The organism is Streptomyces viridochromogenes (genome assembly GCF_001270495.1).
Taxonomy (GTDB): Bacteria; Actinomycetota; Actinomycetes; order Streptomycetales; family Streptomycetaceae; genus Streptomyces; species Streptomyces viridochromogenes_A.
In genome coordinates this window covers 26,447-43,449 of sequence record NZ_LGUR01000234.1, presented here as the reverse complement: position 1 = coordinate 43,449, position 17,003 = coordinate 26,447, and the positions used below count along the sequence as shown (strand labels likewise).

At 68.2% G+C, this 17,003-nt stretch carries 9 protein-coding genes; 2 read left to right on the top strand and 7 right to left on the bottom strand.

All coding sequences use genetic code 11. From position 1 onward, the window contains the following. Nucleotides 1–157: 157 nt before the first annotated feature. Entirely contained in the window at nucleotides 158–2,026 is a 1,869-nt protein-coding gene (locus tag ADK36_RS35900; RefSeq protein WP_048584308.1) for an HEXXH motif domain-containing protein, read from the top strand. A 73-nt stretch (nucleotides 2,027–2,099) separates the two neighbouring features. On the opposite strand, the gene fxsT is transcribed toward ADK36_RS35900, so the two are convergent. The 7 genes from fxsT to ADK36_RS35865 form a co-directional block, all read right to left on the bottom strand. Continuing rightward, entirely contained in the window at nucleotides 2,100–6,005 is a 3,906-nt protein-coding gene (gene fxsT, locus ADK36_RS35895) for an FxSxx-COOH system tetratricopeptide repeat protein (RefSeq protein WP_048584307.1), read from the bottom strand. Nucleotides 6,006–6,194: 189 nt separating this feature from the next. After that, nucleotides 6,195–7,721, bottom strand: coding sequence for an effector-associated domain 2-containing protein (locus tag ADK36_RS35890; protein ID WP_048584306.1), 1,527 nt, complete (start codon nucleotides 7,719–7,721; stop codon nucleotides 6,195–6,197). 78 nt (nucleotides 7,722–7,799) lie between these two features. Then, nucleotides 7,800–8,108 carry a trypco2 family protein gene (locus ADK36_RS35885; RefSeq protein WP_048584305.1) on the bottom strand — a complete coding sequence of 103 codons (309 nt, stop codon included), beginning with the start codon at nucleotides 8,106–8,108 and terminating at the stop codon, nucleotides 7,800–7,802. A gap of 293 nt (nucleotides 8,109–8,401) precedes the next feature. Further along, nucleotides 8,402–9,664, bottom strand: coding sequence for a tyrosine-type recombinase/integrase (locus ADK36_RS35880; RefSeq protein WP_048584304.1), 1,263 nt, complete (start codon nucleotides 9,662–9,664; stop codon nucleotides 8,402–8,404). Nucleotides 9,665–9,791: 127 nt separating this feature from the next. Beyond that, a complete protein-coding gene (locus tag ADK36_RS35875) occupies nucleotides 9,792–10,070 on the bottom strand; it encodes a helix-turn-helix domain-containing protein (protein WP_048584303.1) in 279 nt (92 codons plus the stop codon). A gap of 820 nt (nucleotides 10,071–10,890) precedes the next feature. Next, on the bottom strand, nucleotides 10,891–14,538 hold the full coding sequence (locus ADK36_RS35870) for a DEAD/DEAH box helicase (RefSeq protein ID WP_048584302.1): 3,648 nt from the start codon (nucleotides 14,536–14,538) through the stop codon (nucleotides 10,891–10,893). Next, on the bottom strand, nucleotides 14,523–15,368 hold the full coding sequence (locus tag ADK36_RS35865; RefSeq protein WP_048584301.1) for a hypothetical protein: 846 nt from the start codon (nucleotides 15,366–15,368) through the stop codon (nucleotides 14,523–14,525). Before ADK36_RS35865 ends, ADK36_RS35870 begins: the two co-directional genes overlap by 16 nt. Before the next feature lie 574 nt (nucleotides 15,369–15,942). Between ADK36_RS35865 and ADK36_RS35860 the strand changes: the two genes are divergently transcribed. Continuing rightward, nucleotides 15,943–17,001 (top strand): hypothetical protein, encoded by a 1,059-nt coding sequence (locus tag ADK36_RS35860; RefSeq protein ID WP_048584300.1) that lies wholly within the window; start codon nucleotides 15,943–15,945, stop codon nucleotides 16,999–17,001. The last annotated feature ends 2 nt before the right edge of the window (nucleotides 17,002–17,003 follow it).

Here is a 17,003-nt window from a genome sequence, read left to right as displayed (position 1 = left end):
GCGTTCTCTGGACGGCCCAGCCCTGTCCGAGGCACTCGACCGGCTGCTGAGCGAAGTCGATGATCCTCACGCGATCACAGTGGCGGGCGTCAATCAGACCCACGGAGTCACCGAGTAGTAGGGCGACAAACGTGTGTGGAGAATGCCAGTGCGCTCGATGAGCGGCACGCCTGACGATCGATCCGCTTGGCACAGTATCTCGGCGAACGGCCTGGACGGGCTCCTCCAGGGCAGCGGCGACGGTGCCCTGGTCGACGAGCTGATCGGCGCGGAACACAGCCGCCGGTTACTGCTTCTGCGGGCTCTGTACGACCGGAGTGTCGGCCTCTCCTCCGGTTCCGACGACTCGCCTCTGTCGCTGAGCGATGCCTGGGAGTTGCTCGAGCGGGTGCAGGCCAAGGCACCAGAGGTGGTCGAGGACGTCCTGATGGCGCCGGGCACGGGTACGTGGCTGTCATGTTCACTACGAATCCTGCGGAAGACCCTGGACAGCGAGATCCCGCTCTGGGCGACGCTGGGACACCTGGCTTCCCTCGCCTCCGCTTCGGCCGCCGCGGCCCGCATCGAGTTCACGTCGACGGTTCCGGTGAACCAGGGAACGGTCTCCCTTCCGGGCCTGGGCTACGCGGTTCTCCCGACCGACGAGGACTGGACGACCGCGCGCGTCACCGGAGACCAGCGGCGCCTTCGGATCACGGGAAGCGGCGGCGAGGTCGTCGTCGGCCCCGACCGGGCGCGACGAGCGCCGGGCTGGCAGCCCACGCGACGCGTGACGCTGGGGCGGGGCACCGCCGCCCGGTCCGTGACCCTTGAGGAACACGACCCCTATCGCGGCTTCTCCGGCGCCAGTGCCCCGCGAGCCCTTTCGGAGTCCGAGGCCCGGGCATGGCGCTCCTCACTGGCCGAGGCGTGGGACATCCTGCAACGCGACGAACCGACCTTTGTGGACGCGCTGCGTCGAGGGCTGATGTCCATTACGCCCCTCCCCAGAGGAGAAAGGTTTCGGCCGTACAGCAGCTCCTCCGCGGAAGCATTCGGCGGACTCAACATCTCCCTGTCCGACGAGGGTGCCGAGCTGGCCGCGACCCTGGTGCACGAATTCCAGCACGTCAAACTCGGTGCCCTGACGCACTTGGCGCCGCTGGTACGACAGCCCGAAACGGAGGAACAGCCGGACCTGTTCCGTGCCCCGTGGCGCGACGACCCGAGACCGCTGGAGGGGATGCTCCACGGCATCTACGCCTTCCTGGGCGTCACCCGCTTCTGGCGGGTCCACCGGCGGGCCGCCGAAGGAGCACGCGCGCCGTTGGCCCACTTCGAGTTCGCCCTGTGGCGGGACGCGGTGTGGTCGGCACTCGACGCCGTCCGGCGCCACGAACGGCTGACGCCCTTGGGACGCAGGCTCCTGGACTCCCTGGCGCAAAGCTGCGCCGGATGGCTCAGTGACGATGTCCCCGCCGTGGAACTGCGGCTGGCCCGTGAGGCGGCGGCAAGTCACCGTGCGCGGTGGCGGGAGCATCATCTGAGGCCGTCACCCGAGGTGGTGGACGAGGCCGTGCGCGCGTGGCGACGGCGCGACGACTGTCCCCCGTCCCTGCACACCGCGCCGGTGGCGGTGGCGCCGGACGGCGAAGCCCACTTCCTCGACACGGCGGCGGTTCTGGCGAGGCATCGCCTCGCGGCCCCGGACGGCTCCTGGCGGGACCCCGCCGGCGCCGGGGAAGGGGTTCGGGGAGCCGACCGTGTCGACATCCTGCTGGCCCGGGAGGACCGGGCTGACGCCAGGCGGGAGTTAGCGGACCGGCTCCTGTACGGGGACCCGCCGGTGGGCTCCTGGGCCGCCCTGGGCCGGGCCCTGGCAGACAGCCCCGAACAGCAGCCCGCCTGCCGGTTCCTGCTGCGCTCACCGGAGTGGGCCCGCGCGGTCCGCGGCACTCTGCGGGCCGAGTACGGGGAGCGCCCCGACCCGGTGGTCCTGGCCACCTGGCTGGCCGGCGCCGGAAGGCCGCCGGGAACACCCGGCTGAGGGGCCGCACGAGGGCCGAAGGGGCTGCACGCGCGTCCCCGCGCAGCCCCTTCGGCCCTGGGCTCAGCTCTTCTTACAGCGGCATGGGGTCGATGTCGCAGTTCGCACGCTTGCCTTCCTGGAAGGCCACCGTCGCCGGGTGCGGTGTGGTTGCGCCATGGTCGTCACGGGGCGTGTCCAGTACCCGGCGCAGGCGTTCCCGCGTGTCGTTCCGGAGCGCCGTACCCTCGTCGTCGAGCCCCAGGGACAGCAGATCCATCGCGAGGTTTCCGGCGCAGGCCAGGGTGGTCGGATGATCGGGGCCGAACGTCTCCTGGCACCGGCCCAGCGTGTCACGCCCCTGGGCGACCGCCGCCTCGTAGTCGCCGAGCCCCGCCAGGTCACTGGCCAGGTTCACCGCGGCCACCAGGGTGAAGGGGTGATCGGAGCCGAGACTGGCGGTCAGGCCGGCGAGGGCACCTTCGTCCAGCCGGCGGGCCTCCCCCGGATTGCCCAGCAGCCGTTCGGACACCGCGAGACCGACGTCCGCGGACAGCGCGTAGGGGTGCTGGGGGTGGAAGACCTTGCGGTAACCGGCGCAGGCCTGGGCCCCGCGTGCCCTGGCCGCCTCGAGGTCGCCGTTCTGGCGAAGCGCGATGGCGAGGGGCAGGGCGCTGGCCAGGGACTGCGGGTGGGTGTCTCCGTAACGTCGGGTGAAGGATTCGTGGGACTGGATCGCCAGCTCCATCGCGCGGTGGTGCAGGCCCGCCTTCCGGCACGCGATTCCCAGTTCGCGCTCGGTACCGATGGTGGCGGGGTTGTCGTTCCCGAAGACGTCCCGGAAGGCCTCCAACGCGGCTTCCTGCAACCGGAGCGCACCGATGTAGTCCCCGGACTCGCGTACGTCGATGGCGATCGAGTTCTCGGTGATGAGACTGCGCTGGTCGTCCCGCCCGAACAGACGCAGCTTCAGATGCCAGGTCTTCCGGTCGAGTTCGAGAGCCTCCCGGAAGGCGCCGGTGAGGCGGAGGCTGACGCCCAGGTTGTGGGCCATGTTGAGGCTGGCCGGGTCGTCGTCGCCGAAGGCCCGGTGGGCCCGTTCGTAGACCAGCCGGTCCAGTTCGGCACCGTCCGGGAAGCGGCCTTGTACCCGTCGTACCGCGGCTTCCATCTGGGTCGCGTCCAGCGCCTCCTCGCTGTCCGGCGCGGAGAAGCGCTCGTGTACGCCCCTGATGCGCTCGACCAGCGTGGAAGCGTCGCTGTACCGGCCGACCATCAGATAAACGAAGACCAGCCACCGGCCCAGGAGGAGCGTCTGTACGTCCTCCTCACCGAAGGTGTCCACCCAGGCTTCCCAGGCGGTCTCGGTGAAGTCCAGGGAGACCTCGTGATCGCCCCAGTAGTAGAGGTACTTGGCGATGTTCATCACCAGCTGGCGCACCCAGGGCTGGTCGGAGGTTACGGCGTTGGATGCGATGACATGGGTGTAGAGCTCCGCATAACGAGGCCAGCTCTCCGGATCCGTGGGCGTCCTCGGGTCGGCGGACGCCATCAGGGCGTGGGCGCCTTCGCGCATGCGGCTCTGCTCCTCTGGGCTCATGCGGTTGATCAGCACGTGCTGGACCAACCTGTGCATCTCGATAGAGTTCGTGCGGTGGTCGATACGGGCGAGTGAGTAGCGGTTGATCTCCCGTATCGCGCGCGCGAGCTTCATCGGGTCGTTCAGAGCCGCATCCAGCTCCGGGAAGATGGCGTTGTTTCCCGGGCCGGAGAGGATTTGCCTGGAGATGGGGTCGGGGGCGAAGTACGAGCACAGCTGCAGCAGCCGTAGTGCGGCGGGGCTGCGGGTCTCCAGGTGGTCGAGAGAGACGTTCCAGGCGGCGGCCACCGGCAGTTGGTAGTCCGGCGGTGGCGCCGTCTCCAGCAGCTCGTTCTGCTTGCTCTCGAAGAGCCGTAGGTACTCGGACGCGGGCATGCCGGTCTCCGCCCGCCAGGCGGCTGCCTGCACCAGGGCCAGCGGGAGGTCACCCAGCGCGTCCGCCAGCGCCTCGGCCTCGGCATCGGCGAGACCGGGCCCTGATCCTTGAAGCAGTTCCTTGCTCTCCTCGCGGGTGAACACGTCCACTTCGAGGGAGCCGCCCACCAGCCCCCAGCGGCGGTTTCGTGAGGTGACCAGGATCGTGCCGGTGCCGCCGGTGGGAAAATAGGGTCGTACTTGTTCAGGACTGTCCGCATTATCAAAAATGAGCAACCACCTGGCGTACGGACGCCCCTCGCGCAGTGCCTCCCGGACCGCCGGACCCGCGACGTTGGCCTCGGGCGTGGTGACCAGCCCCAGCCTCCTGGCCAGCTCCACCAGAGACTGACCGATCTGCCCCGGCCGCTCCGAGGGGATCCACCACACGATGTCGTACTCCGACTGATGCCGGTAGGCGTACTCGATCGCCAACTGCGTCTTCCCCACGCCACCCATCCCGTGGATGGCCTCGGGCAGAACCGTGGTCGTACCCTCCCGCAACCGCTGTTCGAGCAGGTCGAGCAGTTCCGTGCGGCCGGTGAAGTTCTGATTCCGCGGCGGCAGATTCCCCCAGACGCGCGGTTGTACGGTGCGTTCTCCCTCCATGGCGCGTTGGGGCGTGGTGGACATCGGCGGGGCTCCTTCGATGACTCCGGAGGTGGTGGACGGCACTAAGGCGGTCCCGGCGGGCGGGACCTTCGCAAGGGGTACTGCATACCGCTGATCGTGCCATTTCAGGGCATTCCGCAACAATCGGGCACGCTGAAGGTGTGACCCGGACAAGGCGTTCAGCGCCATCAGCTCCACGCGGAGGAAGGGGGCGCTCTTTCGCGTCACCCGCGGCTTCGATGCCGCGGTCAGCGGTTCCGCGGGGGGCGGCAGGAGAGACGCGGTCGCCGGAGCCGAGGCCAGCACCTCGCGGACCTCGCGCAAGGTACGGAGGGTGGCACTCCGGCGGCCTTGCGCGAGGAGTTGCGCACGGGCGTCGGGAAGGAAGTCGTACGCCAGCGCATCGGGGGCGTCGGCGTGCACACCGGTCGGACGGACCAGTCCGCTCATGAAGAACTCGGAGGCGTGCACCGGCTCCGCGCCGGGAGTCGACCGGATCAGCCTGCGGACGATCGGCAGACTGAGTGGTGCCGCAGCCAGGCGAGTGCCCAGATGGAATGCGGTGGGGGAAGCCGCCGCGCGGAACTCGAAGACGCGCTCGGCGGCGGACGGCGGCTCCTGGGTTCCGGTGTACTCGGCCGCCCACGGAAATGCCCGCGCCGCGTCCGCCCGCCCCTTCCACTCGGTGGCCGGTGTCGCGGGCAGGTCCAGCGGGTCCGCGTCCGCCCCGGCCAGCATCGCGGACAGCGCGTGCGCGCCATGGTGGGTGAGCGAGAGAACGGGAACGGCGACCGGGTTGCTGTCGCCCTCCGCGAGATCGGCCGGACCGGTCAAGTCCATGCTCACCCCGCGCAGTGCCGCGGAGCCCTCCTGCTCGTGGCACTCCCACTCCGCGTTGGCGGCCCAGGCGCGGCGGGTGCGGATCCGCACGGGCAGCACATCGAGTCCCGTTCGGAACCAGATGTGGGGCGGCAGAAGGTTGATCACAGCGACCGGCCAGGACAGCCCCCAGCGTCGCAGGAGTGGCTGCACCGAGCCCAGATGCCAGCCGGCCGCCAGGCCGTCCGTGACCACGAGGACCACCCGGCGCGTTCCGTCGGCCGGCGGCTCCAAGGAGCGCTCTGCGCGCACGCGGGTCGGCAGTGTCTCGTCCGTGCCCAGCAGATCCGTCTTCTGGACGACGGTGAAACTCCTGGCCAGGGTGCGGGCGAGGCTGTCCGTCGCCTCGTCCCACACGCGCATGCTCACATGGGAGTCGATGACGAGGACGGCTTCTCTGGGTGCTGCGTCGCCCTCGAAGCTCCAGTCGCTCCACAGGCGCGTCAGATCGGCTCCGGACCGTAAGGGGCGGAGCCGCGCGTGGTCACTGGCCATGGTCACTCTCACGGCTTCGTTGCTGTCGCGGAGACGGGGACAGGTGGCCTCCAGTTCCAGCTCTGGTACCAGTTGCGACAACAACCCCGCGTGAGGGCCAGCCTACCCACAGTCCCGGCGGGTGGTTGCATGTGCCGGTCGACCCACCTGACATGGCAGAGTTCGCTCCCTTCTGTCCCCCGTCCGCGGTCAAGGTCCTATTCCAGCACTGTCGGAATCGCCGCCCGAGACCGTCGGACCGGGCATGCGTTCCGGATCGTCGAGGAGAAGGGCCAGATGGCGGCCCACATGTGTGTGCCACTCGTCCGGCCCCATGGCCAGCGCCTCGTGCCGCCAGCGTCGAGTGCGCTCCAGAACTCCGGCCAGCCCGCGTTCCTGGACGATGTCGGCGGCCGCCTCACGAAAGGCGGTGCCGGATCCGTTCCGGTCCCAGAGGATGGCCGGGATGCCCGCCCGCAAGGCCGCCACGAACTCCTGGTGGGCGACGGGTGAATCGCCGCCCGGCGGTGCGCTCAGCACGAGGCAGACGATCTGCTGGTCGCTCTTGAGTTCCCGTTCCAGATGGAACGCGGACTGGTTCGGCAGGCTCCAGTGCGAGCGGCTCTCCGCGGGCCTGTCCTTGAGGTGCCGCCAGCGGTTGTTCCAGCGCCGGTGCCAGGCCGCCTTGCGCAGGCGCTCGAAACTACGGACCACGATCGTGTAATCCATGACCAGCGGCGTGGGCACGGCCGCGTCGGCCTCCTTGTGCCACCACTCCACGGGTTCCCCCAACAGAGACCAAGGAAGGATGAATTCGATCACGACGGGCTGACGCAGGTCCCACCAGCGTTCCTCGGCCTGTTCGATGAGACGGTCCACGGCGGCCTGGAGTTCGTCCCGGCGTAGCTTGAGCGTCTCGCCGGGTACGGGGTGCCAGCCGTCGGAATCGGACTGCCGCCAGTGAGCCACCCAGAAGCTGTCCGGTTCCAGGCCGTCCGGTTCGAACTGGATCAGCAGATAGGCCGGGTGCAACGAGGCTTCGGCAGGGGAGGCGAACTCACCCTGTTGCCAGACCGCCATCTCCTCGCTGAGCCCTCGGAGTTGGGCCTGTTTGCGGTTCCAACGGCGCAGCTGCTCCGCCTCCTCGGCGCGGCCTTCCTTCACCAGGTACTCGGAGATGAGGGAGAGGAACGCCATCGACGGAGGCAGTTCCTCGGCCGCGGTGTTGTTCCCGGCCAGGCGTAAGAAGACGTCCCACCCCGTCTCGCACCATTCCTCGAGTTCCTGCGTGCGAGAGTGGCTGGCCCGACGGGCAAGCGTGGTCAGAAGTGCCGTCGACCGGATCTCACGGAGGACATGCCTCAGCGGATGCAGGTCCTGGTCCTTGAAGAAGGCGGCGGCCTCCCACTCGTCGACGAGCCGCCAGAGCGCGAGCACGCTCACCGACCCCTGCTCCGCGTAGCCCAGACAGCGCGCGAGGGCCTGAAGTCCCTCGTCGACCTCGGCACAGGCCTTCACCACGCGCCGCGCCCACAAACCAAGGGGTTGGTCCTGGCGCGGGTCCACCGACAGTCGTAGTTCCGCGGACAGGTCCTGCACCAGCATCTCCGCACCGGTCTGCCGCCGCACCGTGTCCGTCGCCGCGAGCACGCCGGCCATCTCGGCCAGAAGCTCGTTGCGAACGCGCGCGGCACTGCGCCCCTCCCCCTCCACCTCGTGACCTCCCTCGACGATCATCGAGTTCGTCCGCGTCCGGTTCGGACAGCGTACGGCTAGCTTTCCCGCTGCGTCAGCGGCGCGAACAAGGCGGAATTGTCAACGCTCCCCGTCGACTTCGCTGTCCGAGATCAGTACGTGGCGGTGGGCGCCGTCAGGGGCCACCAGCGTGGGCTGGAGTGTGACCGTGATGCGATGGGCCCGGGAGGAACTGGCTGATACGTCGCCGCTTCCCTCGACAACCCAGAAGTTCACCTTGCCACCGGCCCCGCCGCTACGGTCGACCGTCACGGCCGCTTCGATCTCCACCGGACCCAGCTCGAAACGGAGAGGACCGGACCCTGCCTCGGCCAGCACGTGGTTGAGCTGCTCCCGCAACTCGCGGACCATGTCGGCTAGTTGGATCACGCTTCCTCCCCGGACGAATCACAGAGCTGTGATGCTACCGATGAACTCGGATGCGATGGACCACTCTTCACGCGTGGGTAGTCAGGTTGCTGTGAAGGTCCGGAAGACGATCCTGTAGGACGTAGGACTCGCGTGAGCAAGTAGCCGTGATCACCTTCCGCCCGTGGCGGCGAGGGGGTTGAGCGGCGGACGAGTCGGGCTGTATGCGGGGTTCTGCCCCGCTCAGGGAGCGATCACGCTCTGACCTGCATGTTTGCGGGGATCCGGCGGCTGGTTCAGCCCTCTGGGACTTCTCAGGGACTTTCGGCCGAGTCCGTGAACCAGGCCTCGATAGCAGACAGTCCTCGCGCGTCGGCCTGCGGCATGAAGTGGGTGTACGTCCGGAGCGTGAACGCCGGGTCGGAGTGCCCCAGCCACTTCGCGAGCGAGACGATCGACTCACCGGCTTCGAGCATCACCGACGCGTACGTGTGACGCAAGACGTGGAAGCCGTGCTCGCGACTCGGCTCCCATACGCGCGATGGCTTCTCGCCGGGCTGCCGCTCGGGCAGCGGCGGGATGACTCCCACTTCGGCGAGCGCGGGCTTCCATGCCTTGGTGTTCCAAGTCGTGCGGTTGATCGGGCCGCGCCGCCCCGTGTAGACGAGCAACCGGACCGTCACCTTGCGCCGCTCCTCGCGGGCGAGGTCGGGCTCCTCAGGATCCAGCCACGGCAGGGTCACTTCGATGGGTTCGAAATGCTCCTGATGCGTGAGGATCCGCTTCGCGATCGCCTGGGGCAGAGGCGCGTCGCGTTCCTTGCCGCCTTTGGGCGGACCGAAGTACAGCTGCGATTTGTACATGAGGATCTGCCGCTCCACGTGTACGAAGCCGTCACGGACATCGTCTGGGCTGAAGCCGAACACCTCACCCTGCCGGAGTCCGCACCCGACCCCGAGGCCGACCGTGATCCGATACCGGGCGGCCAGCGCCTCCCGTACGGCGTCGACACGGTCCTGCTCCCAGGCGCGAGCCTTGCGCTCCGGCTTCTTCGGCGGCTTGATCGAGCTGTTGCCCTTGCACGGGTTGCGGTACAACCGCTTGTCCTCGACCGCGGCCTGCATGATCGCCTTGAGGTACACCCACGCCACATAGGCCGTGCTGGACGCCACCGCCCTCTGCACGTCGGCCGACCACTTGCGCAGCTCCGCGACGCCGATGTCCCTGAGCGCCAGATCCCCGAGCTGCGGCAGCACCTGCCCCCAGATCCGGTGCCTCATGCTTTCCAGCGTCTGGGCCGGATGCACCTGGGACGGCCACCAGTGCTTCTCGACGTACTCACGAAGGCTGATCGCGCCGTCTCGCGCGTCGACGAAATCTCCTCGACGTATGCCGGTCTGAGCCTCGGCCAGCCACGCCTTGGCGTCCGCGACCGTGTCGAAAGACCGGTCGCGGACCCCCGGTATCCCTTTGACGCGGTAGCGCGTGCACTTGCCCCATAGGGCGGTGCGCTCGCGCTTGCCCGTCTCCTTGTTCGGCCGCTTCTTGAGCCACCGGTCTTCGATGTAACCCGCCATACTCGTCTTACCCTCGGCCTCGCCTTGCTTCTCTCGGCGCGATCTGCGTCGCGATCAGACACACAGACGATCTCCGTGTGCATGAAATTCCGAGTGCTGCTGAACTTTTCAGAACTGTTTTCCCAGGTCAGGCGGCCTGGCGCCGTTCACACTGCTGCGGGGCCTTGTTCAGCGGGTTGAGAGCCTGGTTCGACCGCGAGTCCGCCTGCTGCTGTTCGCTGAGCCAGGCATCGAGCAGGTCCCGGCGGTACATGACCCTCCCCCCGGGCCCCATCCGGAAGCTGGGCGGCCCCTGCCGGCGATGGCGCCAGACGTAGAGGGTGTTCACCGAGATGCCCATGTACTTCGCAGCGTTCTGCACATTCAGGAAGGCAGCCTCAACGGTAGGCTTGGGCTGGTTGCGCATCTATGTCTCCGGGGTAGGCGCTGCCGAAGCAGCGGACGTTCCGTCCTCCCGCCTCCGCTCGGCGAAGCCGCACGGATTACTGCTGGCGAGCAGGATCAGAATCCGGAGAATCAGTGGTTTGGTGAGGCGGCACCGTCGTGATATATCAACGCAGATGGGGTCGGCTTTCCCCCGGCCGCCGGATAGAGCTTCGGCGTAGTCGCATAATGTCCGGTTCGTGATTATGCGAGGCCGAGGAGGGCGAGCGGCCGTTTCGGGTCGCGGAAGTTGGCCCGGAGTGCGGCGGCGACGTTCTGGGTGCCGGCGAGGCGGAGGGGCACCGATGGCGAGGTTGCGCCAGGTCACCATGGTGCAGGGCCTCGATCTGCCAGTGGTCGCGGACGAGTTGGGCGAGCTAGGCTGCGGTGGTCTGCCCGGCGGTCAGGCTGGTGACGGCGTAGACCGTCTTGGGATGGTCTTGCCGGTCTTGCGGTCGGTGCGCCGACGCTTGATCTGGACGGCCAGACGAGCCCTGAGGAAGGGGAGGCTGTTGACGGTGGCGGCCTTGATCCGGAGCAGGGGAGATTCCACCCGCCCAGCTCGCCGCGGACTTCGCCGTCAGCACCGACACCGGCTGGCGGTACGTCAAGAAAGGCATCGCCGTTCCGGCCGCTCAAGCCCCAAGTCTCCATGAGGCGGAAGCGGACGACAGTCCGCCGCGGGATGCTGGTCCGTCGCGAATGGGTCTGGCGAGCGCTGGCACCGCGCTTCCGTTGCTACTGCCATAAGAGTGGAAAGTGCAGCAGCAGGTTGCTGGGTGGTGTGGGCGTCACCAGGTCGTTCACAAGCGCAGGGTGAGCCGGTCGCCGGTGAGGGTTGCCTCGAAGTCGATGCCGCTGTCGATGATGGTGAGGACGTCGAGGTAGGCGTCCGCCGGGATGACCGCGACGGTGCCCTGGTCGGCGTCGGCGGTCAGGGTCGATGGCTGAGGGCCGACGGCGAACCTCAGTTGGACCGGGAGGTCCTCGGCGACCGTCGGCCCAGTGGCGGTGGCGTCCAGGGAGAGTTGCCTGGCGTCGAGCAGGGTGCCGACCATGCTGGGGCGGCGGGTGCGAACGTATTCGAGCAGGTCGTTGATCTCGTAAGAGGTGGCGGCGAATTCGCGGCGCCATCCGTCAAGGTGAAGGCTGGTCAGCCAGGCGCGTAGTTCGTCAGCGCCGATGCTCCGGTCGCTGGCGGACCGGCCGATCTGCTGGGCGAGGCGGCGGGAGGTGACACCGGCGTTGAGCAGCGCCAGGGCCTGAGCCGTGTCAACGCCGTGGCGCAGGTGCCAGCCGACGGTGGCGGGCAGCCTGATCTCAGCGCGCGCTTGTTCCAGGCGGGTGTTGATGAGGTTGGTCAGAGCGCCGAGGGTCCAGGCAAGGTAGTGCTCGAAGGTGACGCTGATGTTTTTGACGGTCTGTTCCAGGGCCCATTCGCGAGGCAGGCCCGACAGCCAGGCATCGGCGAGGTCGGGAATGGTCGCACCGCCGGTCCATCCAGTGATCGCCGCAGCGACGTCGACGTAGCGGCGGGCGCTGGTGCTGGTCCGTTTCTCAGTGAAAGTCCAGGCTTCCTTGGCTTCCGGGAAGGTCAGCAGAACGCCGTATACGCCGTATTGGGCGAAGAAGTCCAGGGTTCGCTGGAGTGGCCATTCGTCGGGAAACACGCCAGCCAGTACCTGCCCCCAGATGCCGTCGTAGGCAGGTGCGGTGGCAGCCGGGTCCTGGAGGAGGGCGTGGGTGAGGGCTTCGGCGATCGAGTCCAGGATGCGAGCGGTGCCGATACTGGTGCCTGGGGTAGTCCAACGCCGCCGGGTCGTGGGTTCGGTGGCCTCGTACTGTTCGGCGACCTTCGCGGCCAGCTGAAGCCAGCGGTCCTTGAGGTCGGGCGGCAGTTGGCGCATGGCCAGCAGCCGGTCGACGGCGGCCATCTGCTCGATGGGCGTGAGGGTGGGAATGCGGGAGAGCGCGTCCAGGGTGAACCACACGTAGGAAGCGAAAGTGGCGGCGTGGTTCTCGGCGAGCTTGAAGATGGCGTCGGTGGTGTCAGCGATCAACTGTTCGGCAGCGGCGAGGTCAGCCAGAGCGTCGTCGGTGCCGAGCGCGGACAGCACCTGCAGGCGTTCCGCGCCCGGCTCGAGCAGGGCGAAGTCCGCAGAGTACGGATCGCGGTGGCGAGTGAGCAGGATCCAGCCTTCGCTCTCGCGTCCGGCCCGCCCGGCGCGGCCGACGGCATTGAGCAGTTGCGCCGGCCCCATCTGGGGCTGGCCGGACCAGGTGCGTTGCAGACCGTCGTCGACCTCGCTGTTGATGATCACGGAGCGCACCGGCAGGTTGACACCGTCGGTGAGGGTGCTGGTGCAGCAGAGTGCTTTGAGCTGGTCGTTGCGCAGGGCGTCCTCGACGGCGTGCAGGACCTCGGCGGGCAGTTGGGCATGGTGGTAGGCGACCCCATGACGTGCGCAGTCCACGATCGGGTGGTCGGCGCCGAGGGTGTCGGCGAGGAAGCCAGCCAGCGGGGCCGCGGGCGGGAATTCGGGCAGGTGGGCGGCGATGGCCTGGGCGGTGTTGCGGGTAGCGACGCGAGAGGCGCAGACCACCAGGACGCTGCCGGCACGGGTGAGGTGGGCTGCTCCGAACGCGAACAGCGCGTAGTTCGTCACTGATGCGGACTGCTTGCCGGTGGTGTCACCGGGGAACTTTTCGCGGTAGATCCGCTGGCCGAGCGGTTGGTCACGGCTGGTGGCCATGTGGAAGGTCTTGCCAGTGGAGGTCGGGCGGACGCTGATGCGCAGCCCCATCGGCAGGACCGCTTCAGTGTGGCGGGTCCGGTTCGCCCTAGGCGGGAGTGCGGTGCGGGTGAGCCGATCGGTGAACTTCATCGGGCTCAGCAGGCCATGCAGTCGGCGGGGCCCGCGCCATTGTGAAGTGAACACGACGTTCTCGGCGGGCTGGTCGGGATCGAGCCAGGCCGCGAGCTCGGCGTGGTTGCCGACAGCGGCGGACAGCAGGACCAGCCGCGGTGGGCTCGGATGGGCCTGGCAGAATGCCAGCAGTCCCTCGAGGAGGAAGCCGCGCTCGGTTTGCTGCATGTGATGGGCTTCGTCGACCACGATCAGGCCTACCCCTTCCAATGTGGCATTCGCATCCTGCCGGAGGGCGTGCATCAGCCGCTCCGGGGTGAGAACCTCCACGTCCGCGTCGCTGGCCGTGGCCTGGGCGCCAGGCGCGGGGAAGTCGGGCTGGTCATCGCCGAGCTTTCGGCCCAGCACCCGTAGCCGGGAGCGAAGGGCCTGGCGCATCTCCCGGCCCAGGCTGCGCAGCGGCGAGACGTACAGCACTCGCCCGGCGTCGGCTGCCAAGTGCGCGCAGATGACCAGTTGCGCCATGAGCGTCTTGCCGGCACTGGTCGGCACGCTGATCAACAGCCGGGAGGTGGCCGGGTCCAGAGGGCGGGACTTCCGCAGCAGTTCCCTCTGCGGCGGCCACAATGTCATCACCGGCGGGTCGGACAGGGCGAAGGCCTGCGCGAGCGCTGGCGGAGTGCCGGGAGGCAGCAGCCGCTGGAGGCTGCCCTCAGCCATATCGTCCAGGAGTTCCAGCAGATGGGCGGCGACCCAGCGGGCGGAACGGTCCGCCCGGCCAGCGCCGCCGGTGACCACGTCCCGCAGATGCGCCCGGGCGGTCTCCAGCGCGGCGGAGTCGGCGCGGGTGAGAAACAGCGTCAGATCGTAAACCGCCTCGATGACGGCCTGCGCCGGGCCGTACATGCTCCCGCGCAGGTCGGTGACACCGGCCAGGCGTTGCAGGTCGCCCAGCTGCCGCCGCCACACCCGAAGCACCCGGGCCAGCCGTCGCCGCTGCAAACTCAAGAACGCCACCCCAGCCTCGACCGCGAGAGTGTCCAGGTGGGAGGCCAGCGACTCCTCGGTGACCAGGAGAGGGTCGACCTGCCGGAAGACCGCGGCAGCATTCGGGTCCTGCTCACATCGCCGGTAGCCGACCTGCGCGCCGAACGCCAGCGACAGACGACGGGCCCGTACCTCACCCGGATCCTGCGGCGGGCCCGCGGTTTCCGCGTCCGCCGTCTCCGCCCGGTCGTCGTCTGCGCCGGGTCCCTCGTCCTCGTTCCCGTCGCTGGTGTCATTGGCGGGGTCGAGGCGGTTGCGGCGGTCATCCAGGGCCAGTTCGAGGATGTGGGCGCTGACAGCGAAGGCGTGTCGGCGCCGCACCAGGTCATACTGCTCTGTGCCCTCGAGCACCGCGGCGATGCCGTGCAGGTACCAGGCCGTGCTCAGCAGTTGGTCCGGGACACCGGCCTCGGACTGGATCGCTCCGACCTCCACCTCGGCAATCAACGCGGCGAGCTCGTCGGGGGTCGGCAGGAGGCCCACCTCGTGGACGCCGAGCGCGATCGCGAGGATTTCAGGGTTCACAGTGCGGTCCACACCAGCTCCTGGACATGCCGGGCGAAGTCGGGGAAGTCGTCGACGGCCACGATCATGCCTTCGAGCTGGCCATCGTGCCGCAGATGCGGAATACGCTCGTGTGACGTACTGAATGCGCGCTGCTTGGGGGCTGCGGAGGTGTTGGTGGCCACGCTCACCCCGGCGCCGCTGCTGGGATGCCCCTCCAGCCACAGATCGGCCATCTCGCTGACGAACACCCCGACATCGCCGACAACCTCCCGATCAGCCCAGGCGATCTGGGAGATCACATAGGTGATGCCGTGTTCTGAGAGCTGGTCCCAGGCGCCGCGGACCGTGTCGGTGACTGAGTCGTCTTTCCCTGTGTACTTCTTCATCTCCCATAGCCGGAAGAGCAGTTCCGGCCCGCTACCTGACCGCGAGCGGTAGATCACCAAGCCGTCGCCGCCGGAATCATTGACATTGTCCTTCGGCGGGGTCAGATACTCCCGCACTCGCGCGGGCGAATCCGGGCTCTCGAGAGCCAGCAAGTACCACAGCCACTCCCCCACATGCCCAGGCACACCGTGATGCGGCTTGGCCGCCGGATCGGTCTGCGGCTTGAAGACCGGCTCCGCGAACGCCTTCACCAACTCCCGTCTCTGCCCTGTCAGCGCAGCACCGCCCAGCGTCGCCGTCCTCCAGGAGTCGAAGGCATGCGTCACCTTGCCACACCGCTGCCGCATCAATGCCTCCGCAACGATCCACGCCACCGCCGCGCGCTCCGAGCCCGAATGCCCACTCATCGACACCAGCTCCCATGGGCAACGCTGGTCGGCTCCCCGGCCCTCCCGGGTCACGAACGCCGACACCCGCCCTCCCCGAGCTGCCGCGCACTTCTCCGCTGCCATCGCCGGAACCCGACCGTGAGAAGCCGGAATGGCTATCGACATGTGCCCGCTCCACTTCCACCCGTTATCGGCACCTCCCCCCCCCCGTGCCGAACAGCATCTGCCCGCCCGAGCGTAGTGGCGGAAACTGCCTCTCGGCCCACCCCACGCTCCAGCACCACCAGGAGCATCGAACAGCGGTGCCACCGGGCCCCCGGGCGCCTGCACGACAGATCCTTGAGCAGGAAGGCCAGGCCGGCGCGTCGTGTCCGGCACTCACCACGATGAGGAACTCCAGGTCGTCGTCCTTCCGCTGCCCGGCCTCAACCATCAGCGCCATGAGTTCGTGCGTCTACTGCACGATGACCGTGGTGGCGGCACCGTCGCCCGGACGAAGTGCCGTGGTCGTGGTACTTGCCGCTGTTGGGCCTCATTCGTGCACGATTTCGCTCAGGCCTCATCGAGCCCACCATGTGACAAGTCGCCTACCACCGTCCGGGTGAGATGATCACGTTTTTGTCTGTGCGTGATCGGCTCAGCGGGAAGGAGCACAAGGGTGCTCAAGGACTCGTCGTTGCGGGGCTACTTACTGGAAGAGTCGTTGGCCTGGCTGCTGCGCTTCAGCGGCTACCGGCTTCTCGTCCACGAAAATCAAGACCCGGTCGAGTTGGTGACGGAGGGCCAGACTCTCCGGATCCGAGGGCGGGGTGCGCTCCACCAGGTCGACGTACTCGGGGAGTTCGCCTTCACCCCGGCGTTCTCCATGCCGGTGCGGCTGTTCCTGGAAGCCAAGTACTACCAGACGCGCTGCGAGTTGGAGGTCGTCCGGAACGCCCACGGTGTCATGCACGACGTGAACGAGAACTTTATGACGGGCCCCGGGACGCGGCCCCGGCAGCGGTACAAGTACTCGTACGCATTGTTCTCCGCGAGCGGGTTCACCGCCAACGCGCAGAAGTACGCGCTCGCCCACCAGATCTCTCTCGTGGACCTGTCGGGTGCTTCCTTCACCTGGCTGCTCGGCCACATCGGAGCAACGGCGACGAGCCTGTTCGCGGCACAGCGGCATCTGCCGAAATCGGCCCCGTTCCCGCTGAACTGGATGCGATCCCGGCTGCGGACGGCTCTGGGGACATCCCCGCTGGAGCTGCCACCTGTCTCCATCCCCGACGGGAAGTTCAAGCAGGCCGCCGGCACCGCGATCGAGGACTTCGCCACGGCGCTCCGGCAGCACAGCGACGCGGAACTGCTCCTCGGTTTCCCCGCCGCGCCATTCATCCTGCCGCTCGCCGCTAATGATCACCGAGGGTTCCTGGAGTACGCCGAGGCAAAGCCCGACCATACGGTGCGGATCAAGCGACGGGGCACGGGGACCGCGGCCGAGTGGACGCTCTCACCCGCAGACGCGGTCGGCGCCTATGAATTGGCCTTCAAGCTCCCAGAGCACATCGAGGAATGGATCAGCGGCATTGGGGAGAAGGAACGCCATCGCACCGTGCAGGTCAAGGAGCAGTTCCTGTCCGCGATCACGCTCTACCGCATGAATGGCGCAGGCGTGCGTTCCTACCAGCTGCGCTACGAACCGAGTTCCCTCTCCCGGGCCGGAATTCCGTAGAC